Raw genomic sequence first — 16161 nt, 5'->3', positions numbered from 1 at the left:
CCGATGTAAGGGATCTCCCATGAAGTTCAACACGATGGTCCGCACTGGAGTGGCCGCAGTTACCTCCCTCGCTGCAGCACTGGGCATCTCCGCCTGCGCTCGCGACTACACTGCGGCATATGTCTACTCGATCTCCTCCACCAGCGGCGCAATCTCTGCCTACGGCGTCGACTACCAGAGCGGTGTCATCACCCAGATTCAGGGCTCGCCCTTCTCCACCCAGCTCACCAACCCGGCCACTATCGTCTCCACCCCCAACGGCAAGTACGTCTACGCCGTCAGCGGCAACCAGCAAGCGGTGGTTGAGCCCTTCTCCGTCGGCACCGACGGCAAGCTCTACGGCGAAGCCACCGTCAATCTCACTGGCACCTATCCCCTCGCCGCGACCATTGACTCCACCAGCACCTGGCTCTTCGTCACCTACCAGTACCAGACCCAGTACGGCCCTAACGCGCCCGGGCCCGGCGGCATGAGCATCTTCAAGATCAACTCCGACGGCACCCTCGGCACGCCAACCAACGTCAATCTCGGCGTTGACCCCATCGGCGTCACCGTCTCGGCCCCCGTCTGCACCACCTCGCCGATCATCCCTGGCAACCTCACCTCGGCCTGCTCCAGCGGCCAGGGCGCAAACGTCTACGTCTACGCCGTCGATCAGGAGACCTCAGCGACTCCGGCCATCATCGGCTTTTCGTTCAACGACTCCACAGGCGCCGTCAGCTTCTTGCCAGGCAGCACCTGCTCCACCACCAACCCGACCGTCTGCACCGGCATCCGCGCCGGGGTTCAGCCCAGCGCCATCGTCTCCGAGCCCACTGGCCGCTACGTCTACGTCACCGACGCTCTGCAGAACGAGATCTTCAGCTACCAGATCGCAGGCCCCACCACCGCCAACCCCGGTCAGTTGAGCTCGACTGTTCAGGGATTCGTCTCCACCGGCCTCTACCCCATCTCCATGGTCGTTGACCCCCGCGGCAAGTATCTCTACGCGGCCAACTACAACAGCGCCACGGTCAGCTCCTACTCCATCAGCCTCTCCGACGGCTCCCTCGGCGGCACCGCCTCGGTCGGCAACTTCGCCACCCAGACCGGACCCACCTGCATCACCATCGAACCGGCCCTGGGCATCTATCTCTACACCTCTGACAAGCTCGCTGGAGACATCTCCGGCGGCCAACTCAACGCCAACACAGGTCAGCTCTCTGCGGTACCGACCCAGTTCTTCCCGACTGGCTCACTCCCCAGCTGCCTCACCTCCGTCCCCAACGGTCCCCGAGCAAACCAGCTCGTCTACCCATAGGAACAAATAAGGAATAGCAAGAAAATCCACCCAAAAAGCCCGGCACCCAGCCGGGCTTTTTGCGCCTTGCGCCACTCCCTACTCCCTACTTCCTACTTCCTACTTCCTTTATCCTAAAAAGATGCACCCGAACCACTTCACCCTCGGCAACGTCACTCCCGGCGACGGCCGCCTCTTCCTCATCGCCGGCCCCTGTGTACTCGAGTCCGAACCGCACGCCCGCTTCCTCGCTGACTCCATCCAGCGCATCGCCGCCGACCTCGGAATCCCTTACATCTTCAAGGCCAGCTACGACAAGGCCAACCGCACCTCCATCCACAGCTTCCGAGGTCCCGGCCTCGCCGAAGGCTGCCGCATCCTCCGCGCCATCGGCGAAAGCAACAAAGTCCCTGTGCTGACCGACATCCACACCCCCGAACAGGCCACCCAGGCCTCCGACGCCCTCGGCCCCGTCGACGCCATGCTCCAGATTCCCGCCTTCCTCTGCCGCCAGACCGACCTCCTCATCGCCGCCGCCCATACCGGCCGCGCCATCAACGTCAAAAAAGGTCAGTTCGTCGCCCCCTGGGACATGAAGCACGCGGTAGAAAAACTCAATGACTCCGGCAACACCCGCGTCTCACTCACCGAGCGCGGCGCCAGCTTTGGCTACAACAACCTCGTCGTCGACATGCGCTCCCTGCCCCAGATGCGCGCCCTCGCCCCCGTCATCTTCGACGGCACCCACTCCGTCCAGACCCCCTCCGGAGCGGGCGGAAAATCCGGCGGCCAGCCCGAGTTCATCCCCACCCTCACCAAAGCCGCCGTCGCCGCCGGTATCGACGGCCTCTTCCTTGAGGTCCACGACAACCCCACCGAGGCCAAGTCCGACGGCGCCAATGCCCTCCGCCTCGACCTCCTCAAACCCCTCCTCGAAACTCTCCTCGCCATCCACGCAGCAACAACCAGATGAGTAGAGAGCGCACACCTCGCCTGAAATCCGTGCAGCTTTTTGCAGTTACTTCGTAGCCACTTGAACAGCGTGCATCACCGGCAGTTGCTGGTTCCAGTTGTCTCCGATGTTCTCGAAGATCAGCCGGAAGTCCGCCCCACCCCCCGGCGGGATCGGTGCTGCGCTCACCGCTTCGGTGTCCACATAAGGCTCCCGCGTCCTTATCAGCATCAGCGGGACCGTCATGATCTGCGGCGGGTTCCCCACATCATTCGCAAAGAACACCTGCACCGTCACCCCGGTGATCGTCTTGTTGCCCTTGTTCGTAATGTGCCCATCAATGTACGTCGATGTCCCACCCGACAAGCTCGTCGACTGGCTCATCTGCACGTTCGTCACACCCAGACTGTCCGCATAGGCCGACACCGCCTGCGGCACATTCGGCGGAGGCCCCGCCGGCCTGCGGCTCATCAGCACCAGCACCGCCACAAGAATCGCCACAGCCACAGCGGCAATCGCCACCGCGGTCGTCGGAAAGCTCTTCTCAGGCGTCGGCTCGGAGAACATCCCCGGCTGTGTCGGCGGCGTTGGCGTAGCGCTCATGCGCCGATTTTACATCCCACCCACCACAGGATTGTCATCTCGACCGGAGCATCGCGTTTTTGCGATGCGCAGCGGAGAGACCCCTGTATTTTTCGCAGGATGTCGCGACGGCCTCCACCACATCCCCTCTACTCTCGTAGCTGAACAGCTACACCTCACCCAAACCGCGCCCGCTTCACCTTCTGCCGAAAATCCTCCCCCTGCATCTCCACCACCACACACATCTCCTGCAACCGGCTCCGCATCCGCTCAGTGATGCGGTCCCCCAGCGTCTCCTCTCGCATCACTGACTTCGCACTGCGCCCCTCCGTCGTCCCACCCAGCGGAGCCTGGTTCGCATAGTTCGTCGTCAAAATCGTCGTCCGCCGGTCGTTGTACCGAGTATTCAAAATATGCGCGACCGTGTCCCAAACCCAGTCCGTCGGCTTCGCCGCTCCCACCTCATCCAGCACCAGCACCTCGGCCTCAAATACCGGAGCCAGCACCTCGCGCTCGCTCTGCTCCACCTTCCTGTCGTAGCTGTTCTGCACCTCCTTCAGCAGGTCGCGATAGTCATAAAACAAACCCTTCGCCCCACGCTCCACAATCAGGGCCTGCAGAATCCCCACCGCCAGGTGCGTCTTGCCCACGCCAATCGACCCCGTCAGCAGCAGCCCCTTGCCATCAGTCTCCACCGGATACGCCCGCACAAAACTCCGCGCCTGCATCACCGCCGCCTGCAGCGTGCGGTCGGCACTCGGCAGCACATCGAAGCTCTCCAGCGTGCAGTGAATGTACCGCTGCGGAATCCGCGCCGCTCCAATCATCCGCTCCACGCGCCGCTCCTGCTGGCACACGCACCGCTGCGCCACGCGCACCCCATCCGCGCGCTCCACCACGCGCATCCCGCTGCCTTCGCAGATTGCACAAACTTCAGCCATCCCTCTAGTATCGCAGCCCCCGCCGCTTAACCGAGTCCTTGTGCATCCTGTGTGAATCCCATCGCCTGTGAGGGAAAGCCCGTAACCGCAACCATCTACAATCTCCCCCAGCAGTCAAAGGAGCCCCACCATGAAGGGATACGCAATCTTCACCCGGGAGAAAACTCTCGACCCCGCCGAAATGGCTCTCTACATGCAAAAAGTAGCCGCCACCTTCGACGGTCACGAAGTCAAGCTTCTAGCCCGTTACGGCAAACACGAAGACATCGAAGGCGCCCCCACCGAAGGCACCGTCATCGTCGAGTTCCCCTCCGTCGCAGCCGCCAAAGCTTGGTACGACAGCCCCAACTACGTCGAGGTCCGCAAGCACCGCTTCGCCGGCGCCATCTACCACGCCATCATCCTCGAAGGCGTCTAGCCGCACTCTATGCCGTACTCCGTCACTTTGCGCGGCACAACCCATACCTTCCCCGACCTCCGCACACTCCTCGCGAAGGCCACCCCGCTGCGCTCCGGAGACCAGCTCGCGGGCCTCGCCGCCGACACCGCCGAGTCCCGCGCCATCGCCCAGATGGCCCTCGCCGAAGTCCCACTCACCGCCTTCCTCAACGACCTCGTCGTCCCCTACGAACTCGACGAAGTCACCCGCTTAATCATCGACGCCCACAACGCCCCCGCAGCACAGCAAGCCTTCGCCCCCATCGCCACCCTCACCGTCGGCGAGCTCCGCGACTGGCTTCTCTCCGACGCCGCCACACCCGCCCGTCTCACCGCACTCGCCCTCGGCCTCACCCCAGAGATCGTTGCCGCCGTCTCCAAGCTCATGCGCGTGCAGGACCTCATCTACGTCGCCAGCAAGTGCCACGTCACCACCCGCTTCCGCACCACCATAGGCCTCCCCGGCCGCCTCTCCACGCGCCTCCAACCCAACCACCCAACGGATGACCCCACCGGCATCGCAGCCAGCATCCTCGACGGTTTCCTCCTCGGCTCCGGCGACGCCGTCATCGGCATCAACCCCGTCTCCGACTCCCCGCAATCCGTCACCACGCTCCTCCGCCTCATCGACCACATCCGCCAGCGCTACTCCATCCCCACGCAATCCTGCGTCCTCGCCCACATCACCACCCAGATGCAGGCCATCGAAGCCGGAGCAGCCACCAACAACCCTTGCCCTCTGGACCTCCTCTTCCAATCCATCGCCGGCACCGAATCCGCCAACAAAAGCTTCGGCATCAACCTGGCCCTCCTCCAAGAAGCCCACCAGATGGCTCTCTCCCTCAACCGCAACTCAGTCCCCAATCTCACCACAGATGTGTCATCTCGACCGGAGCGCAGCGCAGTGGAGAGACCTGCTTCACCGGAATCACCACAAACGTCTACCCCTGCTCTCTTCTACTTCGAAACCGGCCAGGGCAGCGCCCTCTCCGCCAACGCCCACCACAACGTCGACCAGCAAACATTAGAAGCCCGAGCCTACGCCGTAGCCCGCGCCTTCAATCCACTCCTCGTCAACACCGTCGTCGGCTTCATCGGCCCCGAATACCTCTACGACGGCAAGCAGATCCTCCGTGCCGGCCTCGAAGACCACCTCTGCGGCAAGCTCCTCGGCCTCCCCATGGGCTGCGACATCTGCTACACCAACCACGCCGAAGCCGACTCCGACGACATGGACACGCTCCTCACCTGCCTCGCCACCGCAGGCGTCACCTACATCATGGGCGTCCCCGGCGCCGACGACATCATGCTCAACTACCAGTCCACCAGCTTCCACGACGCCCTCTACCTCCGCCGCCTGCTGGGACTCAAACCCGCCCCAGAGTTCGAAGCCTGGCTCACCACCGATCATCACGCCGAGCTCCACCGCCTCACCAACCCGCTCCTGCTTCTGCCCTGATACCACCTCCCTTGAGCGAACCCCTGTCGGCGAGAGGCGCATTTGGGCTGACATGACGCGCTCAAAGTCCATCCGGCGCACGAACGCAAAGTCCTAGAGTCCGCGAAGAAGATCGGAGAGCTCCAACTCCAGACCAAGGGCAATGACTTCAAGAAATGTCAGCGAGATCGACTTCTTTCCTCGCTCCACATCGGAGATGAAACTTCGATCAATCCCAAAATCCACCGCCATGCGAAGTTGCGTCATATTGCGCGCCTTTCGCAGCTCGCGCAAGCGGGCACCGAAGCGCATGCCGATATCGCGTGGAAGAGCGTTGTTCCTGGAAGCTCCCTCCTGAACCGCGGGCGCATGGCAAGTGTGCGCATGAAGGGAAGTTTGAGGCTTGTAGCCGTGTCTGGAATAGGGCCCGGAGTAGGAGTGGAGGGCGCTGAATGCTTTCGGCAGATTTGAATCATTCAGAAAATCGTGCATCGTGGAAATCCTTCGTAATTCCTTCAACTCATCTCATTTTTTGAGAGTCTCTATCGCTTTGCTTGCGGCAAGCTGCCTCGGATAGGCTGGCGGGGGTCCTGCTCGGCACCCGTCCACGGATTTAGTTGTGGGCCCACTACGTTCCCGTTCTCAGGGAATCGCCTTTTTGAAAGGAACGCGGCTCATCGTCTGTTCAATGCTGAACAGGTGCGGTCAGGATTCGCGACCCTATCAATTCCTTTGTCTCGATGGTGTGCGCAGGATGCGAATCGTTACAAAATTCCCAATGAAAATTCCCCCTAGGTTTCCCCGCAGCGAGATGCAGCGCTCTGGATTCTCGCCATCTGCATACCTTTGCACCAACTACCAGCGACGCCATGCTCAAAACCGGCTCACCCCCGGCGAAATAGCAAAGATCGGCGGCAGCCAACCCGCGCCGTACACTAAACCCACCATGGCCGACACCACGCCATCCCGCCTCACCATACCGCAACTCGCAACCCCCGCGCGCCTCTCGCTCGGCAATACCTCGCCCGCCATCTCCACCGCCGACCATCTCCGCTTCCAGCTCGACCACGCCCAGGCCCGCGACGCCGTCCACACCCCACTCGACCTGGCGCTCCTCACCGAAGGCCTCCGTGACCGCAAGCTCCAACCGGTCCACCTCCGCAGCGCCGCCCCCAACCGCGCCGCCTACCTCCGCCGCCCCGACCTCGGCCGCACCCTCCACCCCGACTCCATCGAAGCTCTCCATCACTGGACAACAAAAGATGTGTCATCTCGACCGGAGGTGCGCAGCACCGCAGCGGAGAGACCTGCATCTCCTTCGCAGGATGCCATCTCGCCCACAAATCCCACGCCCTCCTCTATCCTCTATCCTCTGTCCTCTATCCCCTGTTCTCCCCTCATCCTCCTAGCCGACGGCCTCAGCGCCCTCGCCCTCGAACGCCACGCCCTCCCGCTACTCGACGCCACCCTCCCGCTACTCCCCACTCCCTATTCCCTACTCCCTGTCTTGACCAACGCCCGCGTCGCCCTCGCCGACCCCATCGGCGAACTCCTCTCCGCCGACATCACCATCCTCCTCATAGGCGAGCGCCCCGGTCTCAGCTCACCCGACTCCCTCGGCGTCTACATCACCTGGGCCCCGCGCCCCGGCCGCACCGACGCTGAACGCAACTGCATCTCCAACATCCGCGGCTCCGTCGGCCTCAGCTACAACGAAGCCGCCCACCGCATCGCCCACTACCTTCGCGAAGCCGCCCGCCTCCACACCACCGGCATCACCCTCAAAGACCCCGCCCCCACACTACAACTCCCCTAGACTTTGTCATCTCGGCCACACCACCACAGATGTGTCATCTCGACCGAAGCATCGCGCTTGTTGCGATGCGCAGCGGAGAGACCTGCGTCTACCGCAGCGATGCGCCGAAGGCGCGAGCATGCCTACCCACAAACAACCAGCGTATATGCAATGCCTTTACTCCCACATGCCTCCCTTTAAAAACCCGCTGCACCAACTTTTGTGCACTTCCCACAAGCGATCAGACCTCCACAAGTCCACCCCTAACCGCTCTCCACTGAAGACTTTAGATCAAAAAGTATACGGGGGAGGGGGTGGGGGTCTCGCCCACTTGACGTAGATGCTAAACTAACTAAAGCGCCTATAGCCCCGGGAGTCGGGGCCCAAGCCGTCAGCGTGTCCGGAACATCGATGTCTTAGCCCAGGGGGCACAGGCAAGCGAAACCATTCTGCGGCGGGAGAGCTAGAAAGCAACAAATAATGCCTAAGACAGGGATTCACCCCGTTTACGAAGACACCACCGTCAAGTGCGCCTGCGGCACCACCTTCCAGACGCGCTCCACCCACAAGGGCGCCATCGTCCTCGAAATCTGCTCCGCCTGCCACCCCTTCTTCACCGGCAAGCAGAAGCTCGTCGACACGGCCGGCCGTATCGACCGCTTCCGCCGCAAGTTCGCCGCGACCGACGCCAAGAAGGCCGAGATCGCCGCCAAGGCCGCGAAGTAACCCTCGCAGAACACCAACCCGAAAGGCCTCTGCGATCCAGCAGAGGCCTTTCCACTTCCAGGCCCAACGTGCCAACCACTGACGTCTACATGAAGAAGGAATGGGACAACTCGGCCATCACTGCCGCGCGCGCCATGCCCCACATGGCCCGCGTTCCGGCGGAACTGCACATCGGTCCCGTCCGCATCGCCCCCGCCACCGTCCTGGCCCCCATGGCCGGCGTCACCGACACCGTCTTCCGCCGCTTCATCAAAAACGTCGGCATGTTCACCAATCCTGCTGAACCTGCCGACGTCGATATCGAAACCAGCAACGAGACCTCCGGCTGCGGCCTCATCATGACGGAGTTTACCTCCGCCGACGGCCTCTCCCGCATGCGCGAGACCAAGCGCAAGCGCTACCTCACCTACTATGAGGACGAGCACCCCATCTCCGCGCAGCTCTTCGGCTCCAACCCCGAAACCCTCGCCGACAGCGCTCGCATCTGCGAGGATGCAGGCTTCGACTTAGTCGACCTCAACCTCGGCTGCCCAGCCAAACGAGTCGTCGCCTGCAACGGCGGCAGCGGCCTGCTCCGCGACCTACCGCGCATCCGTGAGATCTTCGAGGCCATCCGCAAGTCCGTCTCCATCCCCTTCACCGTCAAGTTCCGCATGGGCTGGAACGACACCAATATCGTCTGCGTCGAGCTCGCGAAGATGGCCGAAGACTGCGGCCTCAACGCCGTCGCTCTCCACGCCCGCACCCGCGAGCAGGGCTACGCCGGCGACGCCCGCTGGGAGTGGATCGCCGCCGTCAAAGACGCCGTCTCCATCCCCGTCATCGGCAACGGCGACATCCGCACCCCCGAAGACGCCGCCGCGATGGTCGAATCCACCCGCTGCGACGCCGTCATGATCGGCCGCGCCGCGCCCGCCAATCCGTGGATCTTCCGCCAGATCGCGCAGTACACAGCATCCAAGCAAAGTACGGGCATCGGGGCCTACGACAAGCCCACCGACATGGACCGCTACCGCATGATCCGCGACTACTTCGAGCGCCTCATGGCTGAGGTCGCCGAGCACCCCGAAGTCCTCGGCCCCGCCGACGACGACCTCAGCAAACGCCTCAAGCGTAACCACGAGTCCGCCCAGCGCGACGCCATCGGCCGCATGAAGCAGTTCGCCAGTTGGTTCACCCACGGCATCCCCGGCGGCGCCACCCTGCGCCGCGACATCTTCGAAGCCAAACGCGGCGCGCAGGTCATGGACAAGGTCGAGGCCTTCTTCACCACCCGCGCCAACGCTCCCGAACTCGAATCCACCCTCGAGCCCGACGAAGAACTGGACGCCACCCCAGCCTCCTGGGGTTAAGTTCTCCTAACCTCATCTCTGCTTTTCTTGTTTGTCATTCCCGAAGGGAATCTGCTTCTGTACGCTGGTACAGACCATGCCAACAGAAGCATCGAGCAATCAAACACAAACCGAGACATCCCAACTCCTCCGCCGCGTCGGCTGGCGTATCCTCCCGCTTCTTCTTCTCCTCTACTTCGTCGCATACCTCGACCGCATCAACATCGGCTTCGCCGCGGCCTCCATGCAGCGTGACTTGCATTTCTCCGACTCGCTTTACGGCACCGGCGCGGGCCTCTTCTTCCTCGGAGCGCTCCTCGCGCAGCTCCCCAGCAACCTCATCCTCTACCGCTTCGGAGCTCGCCGCACCATCGCCGCTCTCATGCTCATCTGGGGCTGCATCTCCGGCGCGATGGCCTTCATTCACTCGCCCATCGCCTTCCTCATCTTGCGCTTCCTGCTCGGCGCAGCAGAGGCCGGCTTCTACCCCGGAGTCATCCTCTACCTCACCCTCTGGCTCCCCCGCCGGGTCCGCACCAGCTTCATCGCCTGGTTCCTCTTCGCTATCCCCATGGCCAGCATCTTCGGCGGCCCGCTCTCCTCCTGGGTACTCACCCATCGCCACCTCGGCCGCTTTGCAGACTGGCAACTGCTTCTCCTCACCGAAGCCATCCCCGCGCTGCTCTTCGGCGCGCTGCTTCCCTTCTTCATGACCGACACACCGCAGCAGGCCACCTGGCTCACCGACCACGAACGCACGCAGCTCGAAGAAGCCCGCACCGCCGACGAGCCACCCACACAAGATCAGCCCACGAAAACCCATGCTCTCGACGTCGGCCCCATCCGTCACCTGCTCCTCTTCGCGCTCATCTACTTCGCCATGCAGTTCGGCCTCTACGCGCAGAGCTTCTGGCTGCCCAAGATCCTCGGAGGCATGGGTGTCGCCACCGCCGCCATCGGTTGGCACGTCTCGCTCGTCTACCTCGGCTCGGCCGTCATCATGCTCGGTTGGGGATACGTCGTCGACCGCGCCCCCACGCGCCGCTGGACGCTCACCGTTCCCTTGCTTCTCGCCGCCTTCGGTTACGCGGCAACCTCCATCACCGCGCACATCCCGCACGGCACGCTCGCGCTCATCATCGCGATGACCGCCTTCGGCCTTGGCTCCGCAGGAGCACTCGCGGCCACGCCGCCCTTCTGGGCGCAGGTCACACTCGGCCAGCGAGTCACCGCCATTGCCGGCATGATCGCCCTCATCAACGCCCTCGGCAACCTCGGTGGGTTCGCCGGCCCCTCCGCGCTCGGCTGGCTGCATCAGCACACCGGCGGCTACTCCACAGGAATGCTCTCCGCCGGTGCCGCCATCTTCCTCGTCACCGCACTCTTTTACCTCTCGCCATCCACGCGCCCCGAATAACCGTCGCAGCCTCAACGCACATCTGCGAAGATGGGAGGCGTATCACTCCGGGGTGCTTCATGCGTCTGAAACCCAAAGCGGCTCTCGCGGCCTTACTCACCTCGCTCTGCTTCACCGCTCCAGCCTTCGTGTCCGCGCAGCGCGTCACGCATACAGAAGCCAAGCACGACGCCCAGCCCGCCCCAGCCAAACCTGCCATACCTGTCCCCGAGTCCCCCGTCACCATCGACGGCAAGGTCCTCTTCTCCGTGCCCGGCGTGCTCTCTTTCCCTGCCTCCGCACGTGCCAGGGCCATCACGGCCCGCATCGGCAAGCTCTCCAAGGATGTCACCTTCAACCCCTCCTCACTCACCATCTCCGACGGCGAAGACTCCACCGACATCATGGCCAGCGACCTAGTCCTCATGAGCGTCACCGATGCGGATGCGACCCTGGCCCACACCCCTCGCCAACAACTCGCCAGACAGTACATCACCATCACCAGCTCCGCAATCACGCAACTGCGCCACCAGTACAGCCTCAAGAGCATCTCCATCGGCGCGGTCTACGCCCTATTGGTTACGCTCCTTCTCGTTCTTCTCTTCCGCCTGCTCGCGCTGATCTTCGCGAAGATCTACGCTCGCCTCCACGCCTGGCACGGCACCGCGCTGCGCATCCAGCGCTTCGAACTCCTCTCCGCGGATAAACTCTCCGGCGGCGCCATCGGACTCGTCCGCCTCTTCCGCCTCGCGCTCGTCCTCAATCTGCTCTACCTCTATGCTTACGTCGTTCTGCGCTTCTTCCCCTGGACTGAGCCGTATGCGCAGCAGTTAGTCAGCTACGTTGTCTCTCCGCTCAAAATTGTCATCAGCGCGGTCGTCGCTTATCTCCCCAATCTCTTCTTCATCGCGGTCATCCTCGCCGTCGTGTATTACATCGGCAAGTTCATCGCCACCGTCTTCCGTGAGATCGGCAAGAAAAACGTCGTCATTCGCGGCTTCTATCCCGAGTGGGCCGATCCCACCTGGAAGATCGTCCGTTTTCTTCTCTTCGCGCTCACGCTCATCATCGTCTTTCCATACCTGCCCGGCTCCAAGTCGCCCGCCTTTCAGGGCGTTGCAGTCTTTGTTGGCGCGCTCATCTCGCTAGGCTCCAGTTCCGCGGTTGCGAACATCGTCTCCGGCATCATCCTCACCTACATGCGCGCCTTCAACCCCGGCGACCGCGTCCGCATCGACAACACCGAAGGCGACATCATCGAAAAGAACCTCCTCGTCACTCGCATCCGCACCATCAAGAACGTCGAAACCACCATCGCTAACTCGCTCGTCCTCAGCAGCCATATCAGCAACTTCAGCGCCTCCGTGCAGCGCGAAGGCCTCATCCTGCACACCTCGGTCACCATCGGGTACGACGCTCCCTGGCGCACCGTCCACCAACTGCTCATCACCGCCGCGCTCGCCACCGACAACATCCTCCATGACCCCGCTCCCTTCGTCCTGCAAAAGGCACTTGACGACTTCTACGTCCAGTACGAGATCAACGGCTACACCGCCAAGCCCAGCGTTATGGCGCGCACCTATTCCGATCTCCACACCAAGATCCAGGACACCTTCAACGAAGCTGGCGTCGAAATCATGTCCTCGCACTACAGCTCCATGCGCGACGGCAACCACACCACCATCCCCGAAAGCTATCGCCCCGCCGACTACCGCGCACCCGGCTTCCGCATCACCAACCTCGCCCCCACCAAAGACAAAGAGGAGCCACCCGTTAAGTGACTCCTCTTTGCATAGCAGCGTGCGCAAAAATGTGCGCTAGTTATACGCCCCCTGCTCTCCATGGACGACCGCCGCAGGCTCACTAGCCGCCGACGCGCCTTCCGCACCCAGCGCCTGCATCACCTCATTGCTCGTCCGCACGCGCCCGATGATCGGAAACAGCACCTCTACCGCAAACTTGTGCATCTCAGCCGACATCGTCGTCATGGCATCTTCGACGAACACGATCTCATACCCATGCGCCTGCGCCGACCGCGCCGTCGACTCCACGCCGAAGTTCGTCGCAATCCCACCCAACACAATTGTTTTCACGCCACGACGCCGCAGTGCCTGGTCGAGGCCTGTCGCATAAAACGCATCCCACTGCCGCTTCGTGATCAATACATCTTTATCGTCCTGATATCCCGCGCTCTCCACCAGCTCTGAAGCCTCTGGCGGATACGGCTCGCTCGGCCGCGGCATCGCACGGTCTGCTTGCAGCGGCAACACCTCGTTCACCAGCACATGCACATACACCACCGTTCCACCCGCCGCGCGTATCGCATTCGCCAAATGAGAGCCCTTGCTCACAATATCCTTGCCGCTATACGGCGCCAGCTGCCTGCCCACGATCCCGTTCTGCAGGTCAATCAGCACCAGCGCCGTCTCCTTCGCGTTCAACTCCAGACCCATCAAATATCTCCTATCGGTTACTTTGCCGCCGCTTCCAACTCAAGCCACTCGTCTACACTCAACACCAGGTCGCGCGCCTTCACGTTCTCCTCCAGGTGCTTCACTGACGATGTCCCGGCAATCGGAATCATCACCGGCGACCGGTGCAGCAGCCACGCCAGCGACAGCTGCGCTACTGTCGCATCATGCTTCTTCGCCAGCGCGTCCATCGCGCCACCCGGCTGCGTCAGCTTGCCCGCCGCCACGGGAAACCACGGAATAAACGCGATCCCTTCCTTCTCGCAATACTCCAGCACCGGCTCACTCGCGCGATCGGTCAGGTTGTACTTGTTCTGCACGCTCACAATTTCCACCACCTTGCGCGCCTGCTCAATCTCCGCGACCGACACCTCGCTCAAACCCACAAACCGGATCTTCCCCTGCTCCTGAAACTTCTTGATCGCTCCCAGCGACTCCTCCACCGGCACCTTCGGATCGATCCGATGTAGCTGCCACAAATCCAACCGCTCCTTCTTCAAAAACCGCAGGCTCATCTCAACCTGCTGCTCCAGATACTCCGGCCGCCCCACCGGCTGCCACGCATTCGGCCCTTGTCGCGTCAGTCCGCCCTTGGTCGCGATCACCGTGCCTTTTTCGTACGGCGCCAGCGTCTCGCCAATCAGTTGTTCGCTCACATCCGGCCCATACGCATCCGCCGTGTCGATAAAGTCGATCCCCAGCTCCACCACCCGGCGCAGAACGGCCTTCGCACTCTCACGGTCCTTCGGCTCGCCCCAAATTCCCTCGCCGGTAATCCGCATCGCGCCAAACCCAAACCGGTGAATCTCCTGTTCGCCACCCAGTTAAACGTCTTCGTAACCTCTGCCGCAGTCGCCATTGTGATCTCTCCTGTCGCGTATGAGCCCGTCGCAGACTTGGATGCCAAATCCTCCCATCGGGACTCATTGCAACCGAATCTTCACAACCGCGCTAACCCCGCCCGCCCTGCTTCCGCCAAACCACCCGTACCTGCTGCCGCCACCGCTCGTCGATCCCCAGTAACTGCCACTCCACCTTCGGCGAAAGATACCGCAGCACCACCTCCGTGGCTGGATGCACCCGCAGCGCCGGCGCCACCAAGTACAGCCGCGGTGGCAGCGGCGAAAGCTCCACTCCGCGAAAGTACCCATGTCTCTGAAACTCCCCCATCCCTGTCATCGCATCCGCGGCCTGCAGATGGTGGTGCCGCACGCGCACCCAGTAGTCGAGCCCCTGCAGCGCAAAGTGCAGGTCCTCATCCGCCTTCAACTCGATCACCGCCAGCCGCGCATCGGCCGTCACGCCCAGCAGGTCCAACAACCCGCGATCGCTCGCCCCGGCAATCGCCGGCACCTGCGCATACACATGCCGTGGGTCCAGCCGCGGAATCACCCGGCCCCCACATTCTCTCGCGCCCCATCCACCTCCACCGGATCGGCCCTATTCCCAATCGTGTCCGGATCGATCTCATTCGCAAACCCGCGCACGCTCCGTCCTGCTGTCGCCGCTATCGGCGCCAGGTTCCGCGTCAGCGGCGACAGGTCCCTCCGCAGCACCGACTCCAGCCACCGTTCCGGCGCAGCCCGATACAGTGGATCAGCCCCCGCATCCCGTCCTCGCCCCCGCGCCGTCATCCGCGCATGAGCAGGTGCCGTCGTCGGCGCTCCAATCCTCCGCGCAGGCTGCACCGCACGTCGCGCAAACAACCCCGGCTCCAGCGCTCTCCGCCGCGCAAACAAATCAGCAACCACCTCACGTAGCACCTCTCTGTTCGCCTCGGTCAGCGGAGTCTCACTCGCCCCCACACCCACCGTAATCTCCAGCGTCCGCATAAAACTGTTCGGAGCCAGCCCCACCCGAGCCCGCGCAAACTCCATCCCATGCAGCAGAAACGCCAGCTCCGCTGTGCTCCGCAGCCTCTGCTCCACGCGCACCTCTTCGCCCTCCGGAACCAGCGCCATCACTTTCTCAGTCGCCCCCGCAAACCGCTCCGCCGCCGCGCGGGCATCCGGGTGGTGCACCAGTCGCGTCCGCAGGTTGCCCCGATCCGCCGCATCGAGCTCCTCCAACTCTTCATCGCGCGCGGCCATCTCCCACAGCTCCCACTGCGCCGCATCCGTATTCATCCACGCCAGCCGGGACAGCGTCAGCATCCCCATGCCTCGCGGCACAATCAGCCTCAACCCCTGGTACAGCCTTCGCCCACCCGCCTGCTCGCGGCACGCATGCAGCCACAGCACCCCCACCGTAAGGATGCCGTCCACAGTCACCTGCGTCTCATTCTCATTCACCCCGACTACAGCCCAGGCCTGGTTGCCTTTTACCAGCGACCCGCGCGCATACCCCGGCCCAAAGCTCTTCTCCAAATCCATCGCCGTCCGAAACCCATCCGGCCGCCACTCCGGAAACCTCCGCGCCAGCACCCGCTCCAGCGTCTTCACATACCGCTCGCGAGCGCTCTCCCGCGTCGTCGGCGTCCTTCGCTGCCGGTCCGCCACCACCTCCAGCAGCTTCGTCTGCGACTGCCCAAACCGCTGCGTCGCCAGCTTCAACACTCCGCTGCGCTCCGTCGCGGACACGACGCGACGCACCAGGTTCCGCTCCTCGCTCCATAGCTGCAACGTGCAGCGCCCATGCTCCGTTGCGATCTCGTGTTTCGCCGTCCGCAGATCGAACAGCACCTTGCCATCTTCCAGCACCGCACACTCCACATGGCGCTTCACATACGCAGCAATGGCAACAGCAATCTGTTCAGGCGTCTGCTGCGCAGACTCCGCGGAAGCTTCTCTAGGCGGCGGCATAGCCAAAAGAC

At 63.0% G+C, this 16161-nt stretch carries 16 protein-coding genes; 9 read left to right on the top strand and 7 right to left on the bottom strand.

The features are described 5' to 3' along the window. Window positions 1-19 precede the first annotated feature (19 nt). Window positions 20-1300, top strand: a complete 1281-nt coding sequence (locus GOB94_RS10605; protein WP_182275896.1) for a beta-propeller fold lactonase family protein — start codon at window positions 20-22, stop codon at window positions 1298-1300. 121 nt (window positions 1301-1421) lie between these two features. Next, complete coding sequence (gene kdsA / locus GOB94_RS10600; protein ID WP_182275895.1) at window positions 1422-2252, top strand: 3-deoxy-8-phosphooctulonate synthase; 831 nt, start codon at window positions 1422-1424, stop codon at window positions 2250-2252. A 45-nt stretch (window positions 2253-2297) separates the two neighbouring features. On the opposite strand, the gene GOB94_RS10595 is transcribed toward kdsA, so the two are convergent. After that, a complete protein-coding gene (locus GOB94_RS10595) occupies window positions 2298-2834 on the bottom strand; it encodes a DUF2393 family protein (protein ID WP_182275894.1) in 537 nt (178 codons plus the stop codon). Window positions 2835-2989: 155 nt separating this feature from the next. Beyond that, a complete protein-coding gene (locus GOB94_RS10590) occupies window positions 2990-3754 on the bottom strand; it encodes an ATP-binding protein (RefSeq protein ID WP_182275893.1) in 765 nt (254 codons plus the stop codon). A 130-nt stretch (window positions 3755-3884) separates the two neighbouring features. Here GOB94_RS10590 and GOB94_RS10585 point away from each other — a divergent pair, with 130 nt between their 5' ends. Continuing rightward, window positions 3885-4172, top strand: coding sequence for a DUF1330 domain-containing protein (locus tag GOB94_RS10585; protein ID WP_182275892.1), 288 nt, complete (start codon window positions 3885-3887; stop codon window positions 4170-4172). A 9-nt stretch (window positions 4173-4181) separates the two neighbouring features. After that, window positions 4182-5651: an ethanolamine ammonia-lyase subunit EutB gene (locus GOB94_RS10580; RefSeq protein ID WP_182275891.1), complete on the top strand. Its 1470-nt coding sequence runs from the start codon at window positions 4182-4184 to the stop codon at window positions 5649-5651. A 93-nt stretch (window positions 5652-5744) separates the two neighbouring features. Here GOB94_RS10580 and GOB94_RS10575 read toward each other — a convergent pair whose 3' ends face one another. Next, window positions 5745-6122 carry a helix-turn-helix transcriptional regulator gene (locus tag GOB94_RS10575; RefSeq protein ID WP_182275890.1) on the bottom strand — a complete coding sequence of 126 codons (378 nt, stop codon included), beginning with the start codon at window positions 6120-6122 and terminating at the stop codon, window positions 5745-5747. Window positions 6123-6441: 319 nt separating this feature from the next. Here GOB94_RS10575 and GOB94_RS10570 point away from each other — a divergent pair, with 319 nt between their 5' ends. The 5 genes from GOB94_RS10570 to GOB94_RS10550 all read left to right on the top strand — a co-directional run bounded on the left by GOB94_RS10570 (window position 6442) and on the right by GOB94_RS10550 (window position 12659). Then, complete coding sequence (locus GOB94_RS10570; protein ID WP_255483846.1) at window positions 6442-7446, top strand: ethanolamine ammonia-lyase subunit EutC; 1005 nt, start codon at window positions 6442-6444, stop codon at window positions 7444-7446. 459 nt (window positions 7447-7905) lie between these two features. Beyond that, on the top strand, window positions 7906-8151 hold the full coding sequence (rpmE, locus tag GOB94_RS10565) for a 50S ribosomal protein L31 (protein ID WP_182275889.1): 246 nt from the start codon (window positions 7906-7908) through the stop codon (window positions 8149-8151). A gap of 89 nt (window positions 8152-8240) precedes the next feature. Next, window positions 8241-9503, top strand: coding sequence for a tRNA-dihydrouridine synthase (locus GOB94_RS10560; protein WP_182278579.1), 1263 nt, complete (start codon window positions 8241-8243; stop codon window positions 9501-9503). 76 nt (window positions 9504-9579) lie between these two features. After that, a complete protein-coding gene (locus GOB94_RS10555) occupies window positions 9580-10899 on the top strand; it encodes an MFS transporter (RefSeq protein WP_182275888.1) in 1320 nt (439 codons plus the stop codon). A 59-nt stretch (window positions 10900-10958) separates the two neighbouring features. Beyond that, entirely contained in the window at window positions 10959-12659 is a 1701-nt protein-coding gene (locus GOB94_RS10550; protein WP_182275887.1) for a mechanosensitive ion channel family protein, read from the top strand. A gap of 36 nt (window positions 12660-12695) precedes the next feature. Here GOB94_RS10550 and GOB94_RS10545 read toward each other — a convergent pair whose 3' ends face one another. The 4 genes from GOB94_RS10545 to GOB94_RS10530 form a co-directional block, all read right to left on the bottom strand. After that, window positions 12696-13331, bottom strand: coding sequence for an isochorismatase family protein (locus tag GOB94_RS10545; RefSeq protein ID WP_182275886.1), 636 nt, complete (start codon window positions 13329-13331; stop codon window positions 12696-12698). A gap of 17 nt (window positions 13332-13348) precedes the next feature. Beyond that, on the bottom strand, window positions 13349-14131 hold the full coding sequence (locus GOB94_RS10540; protein WP_182275885.1) for an aldo/keto reductase: 783 nt from the start codon (window positions 14129-14131) through the stop codon (window positions 13349-13351). Window positions 14132-14300: 169 nt separating this feature from the next. After that, window positions 14301-14741, bottom strand: a complete 441-nt coding sequence (locus tag GOB94_RS10535; RefSeq protein ID WP_182275884.1) for a hypothetical protein — start codon at window positions 14739-14741, stop codon at window positions 14301-14303. Next, window positions 14738-16150, bottom strand: a complete 1413-nt coding sequence (locus GOB94_RS10530) for a hypothetical protein (RefSeq protein WP_182275883.1) — start codon at window positions 16148-16150, stop codon at window positions 14738-14740. Before GOB94_RS10530 ends, GOB94_RS10535 begins: the two co-directional genes overlap by 4 nt. Between the last annotated feature and the right edge of the window lie 11 nt (window positions 16151-16161).

Origin of the sequence: Granulicella sp. 5B5, assembly GCF_014083945.1 — a bacterium.
Taxonomy (GTDB): domain Bacteria; phylum Acidobacteriota; class Terriglobia; order Terriglobales; family Acidobacteriaceae; genus Granulicella.
The sequence above is the reverse complement of the archived record's forward strand: the minus strand, read 5'-3'. Positions and strand labels throughout refer to the sequence as shown.

Coding starts and splice junctions, on each gene's coding strand:
- GOB94_RS10605 (WP_182275896.1), top strand. CDS start 20: ATGAAGTTCAACACGATGGTCCGCACTGGAGTGGCCGCAGTTACCTCC.
- kdsA (WP_182275895.1), top strand. CDS start 1,422: ATGCACCCGAACCACTTCACCCTCGGCAACGTCACTCCCGGCGACGGC.
- GOB94_RS10595 (WP_182275894.1), bottom strand. CDS start 2,834: ATGAGCGCTACGCCAACGCCGCCGACACAGCCGGGGATGTTCTCCGAG.
- GOB94_RS10590 (WP_182275893.1), bottom strand. CDS start 3,754: ATGGCTGAAGTTTGTGCAATCTGCGAAGGCAGCGGGATGCGCGTGGTG.
- GOB94_RS10585 (WP_182275892.1), top strand. CDS start 3,885: ATGAAGGGATACGCAATCTTCACCCGGGAGAAAACTCTCGACCCCGCC.
- GOB94_RS10580 (WP_182275891.1), top strand. CDS start 4,182: ATGCCGTACTCCGTCACTTTGCGCGGCACAACCCATACCTTCCCCGAC.
- GOB94_RS10575 (WP_182275890.1), bottom strand. CDS start 6,122: ATGCACGATTTTCTGAATGATTCAAATCTGCCGAAAGCATTCAGCGCC.
- GOB94_RS10570 (WP_255483846.1), top strand. CDS start 6,442: ATGCAGCGCTCTGGATTCTCGCCATCTGCATACCTTTGCACCAACTAC.
- rpmE (WP_182275889.1), top strand. CDS start 7,906: ATGCCTAAGACAGGGATTCACCCCGTTTACGAAGACACCACCGTCAAG.
- GOB94_RS10560 (WP_182278579.1), top strand. CDS start 8,241: ATGAAGAAGGAATGGGACAACTCGGCCATCACTGCCGCGCGCGCCATG.
- GOB94_RS10555 (WP_182275888.1), top strand. CDS start 9,580: ATGCCAACAGAAGCATCGAGCAATCAAACACAAACCGAGACATCCCAA.
- GOB94_RS10550 (WP_182275887.1), top strand. CDS start 10,959: ATGCGTCTGAAACCCAAAGCGGCTCTCGCGGCCTTACTCACCTCGCTC.
- GOB94_RS10545 (WP_182275886.1), bottom strand. CDS start 13,331: ATGGGTCTGGAGTTGAACGCGAAGGAGACGGCGCTGGTGCTGATTGAC.
- GOB94_RS10540 (WP_182275885.1), bottom strand. CDS start 14,131: ATGCGGATTACCGGCGAGGGAATTTGGGGCGAGCCGAAGGACCGTGAG.
- GOB94_RS10530 (WP_182275883.1), bottom strand. CDS start 16,150: ATGCCGCCGCCTAGAGAAGCTTCCGCGGAGTCTGCGCAGCAGACGCCT.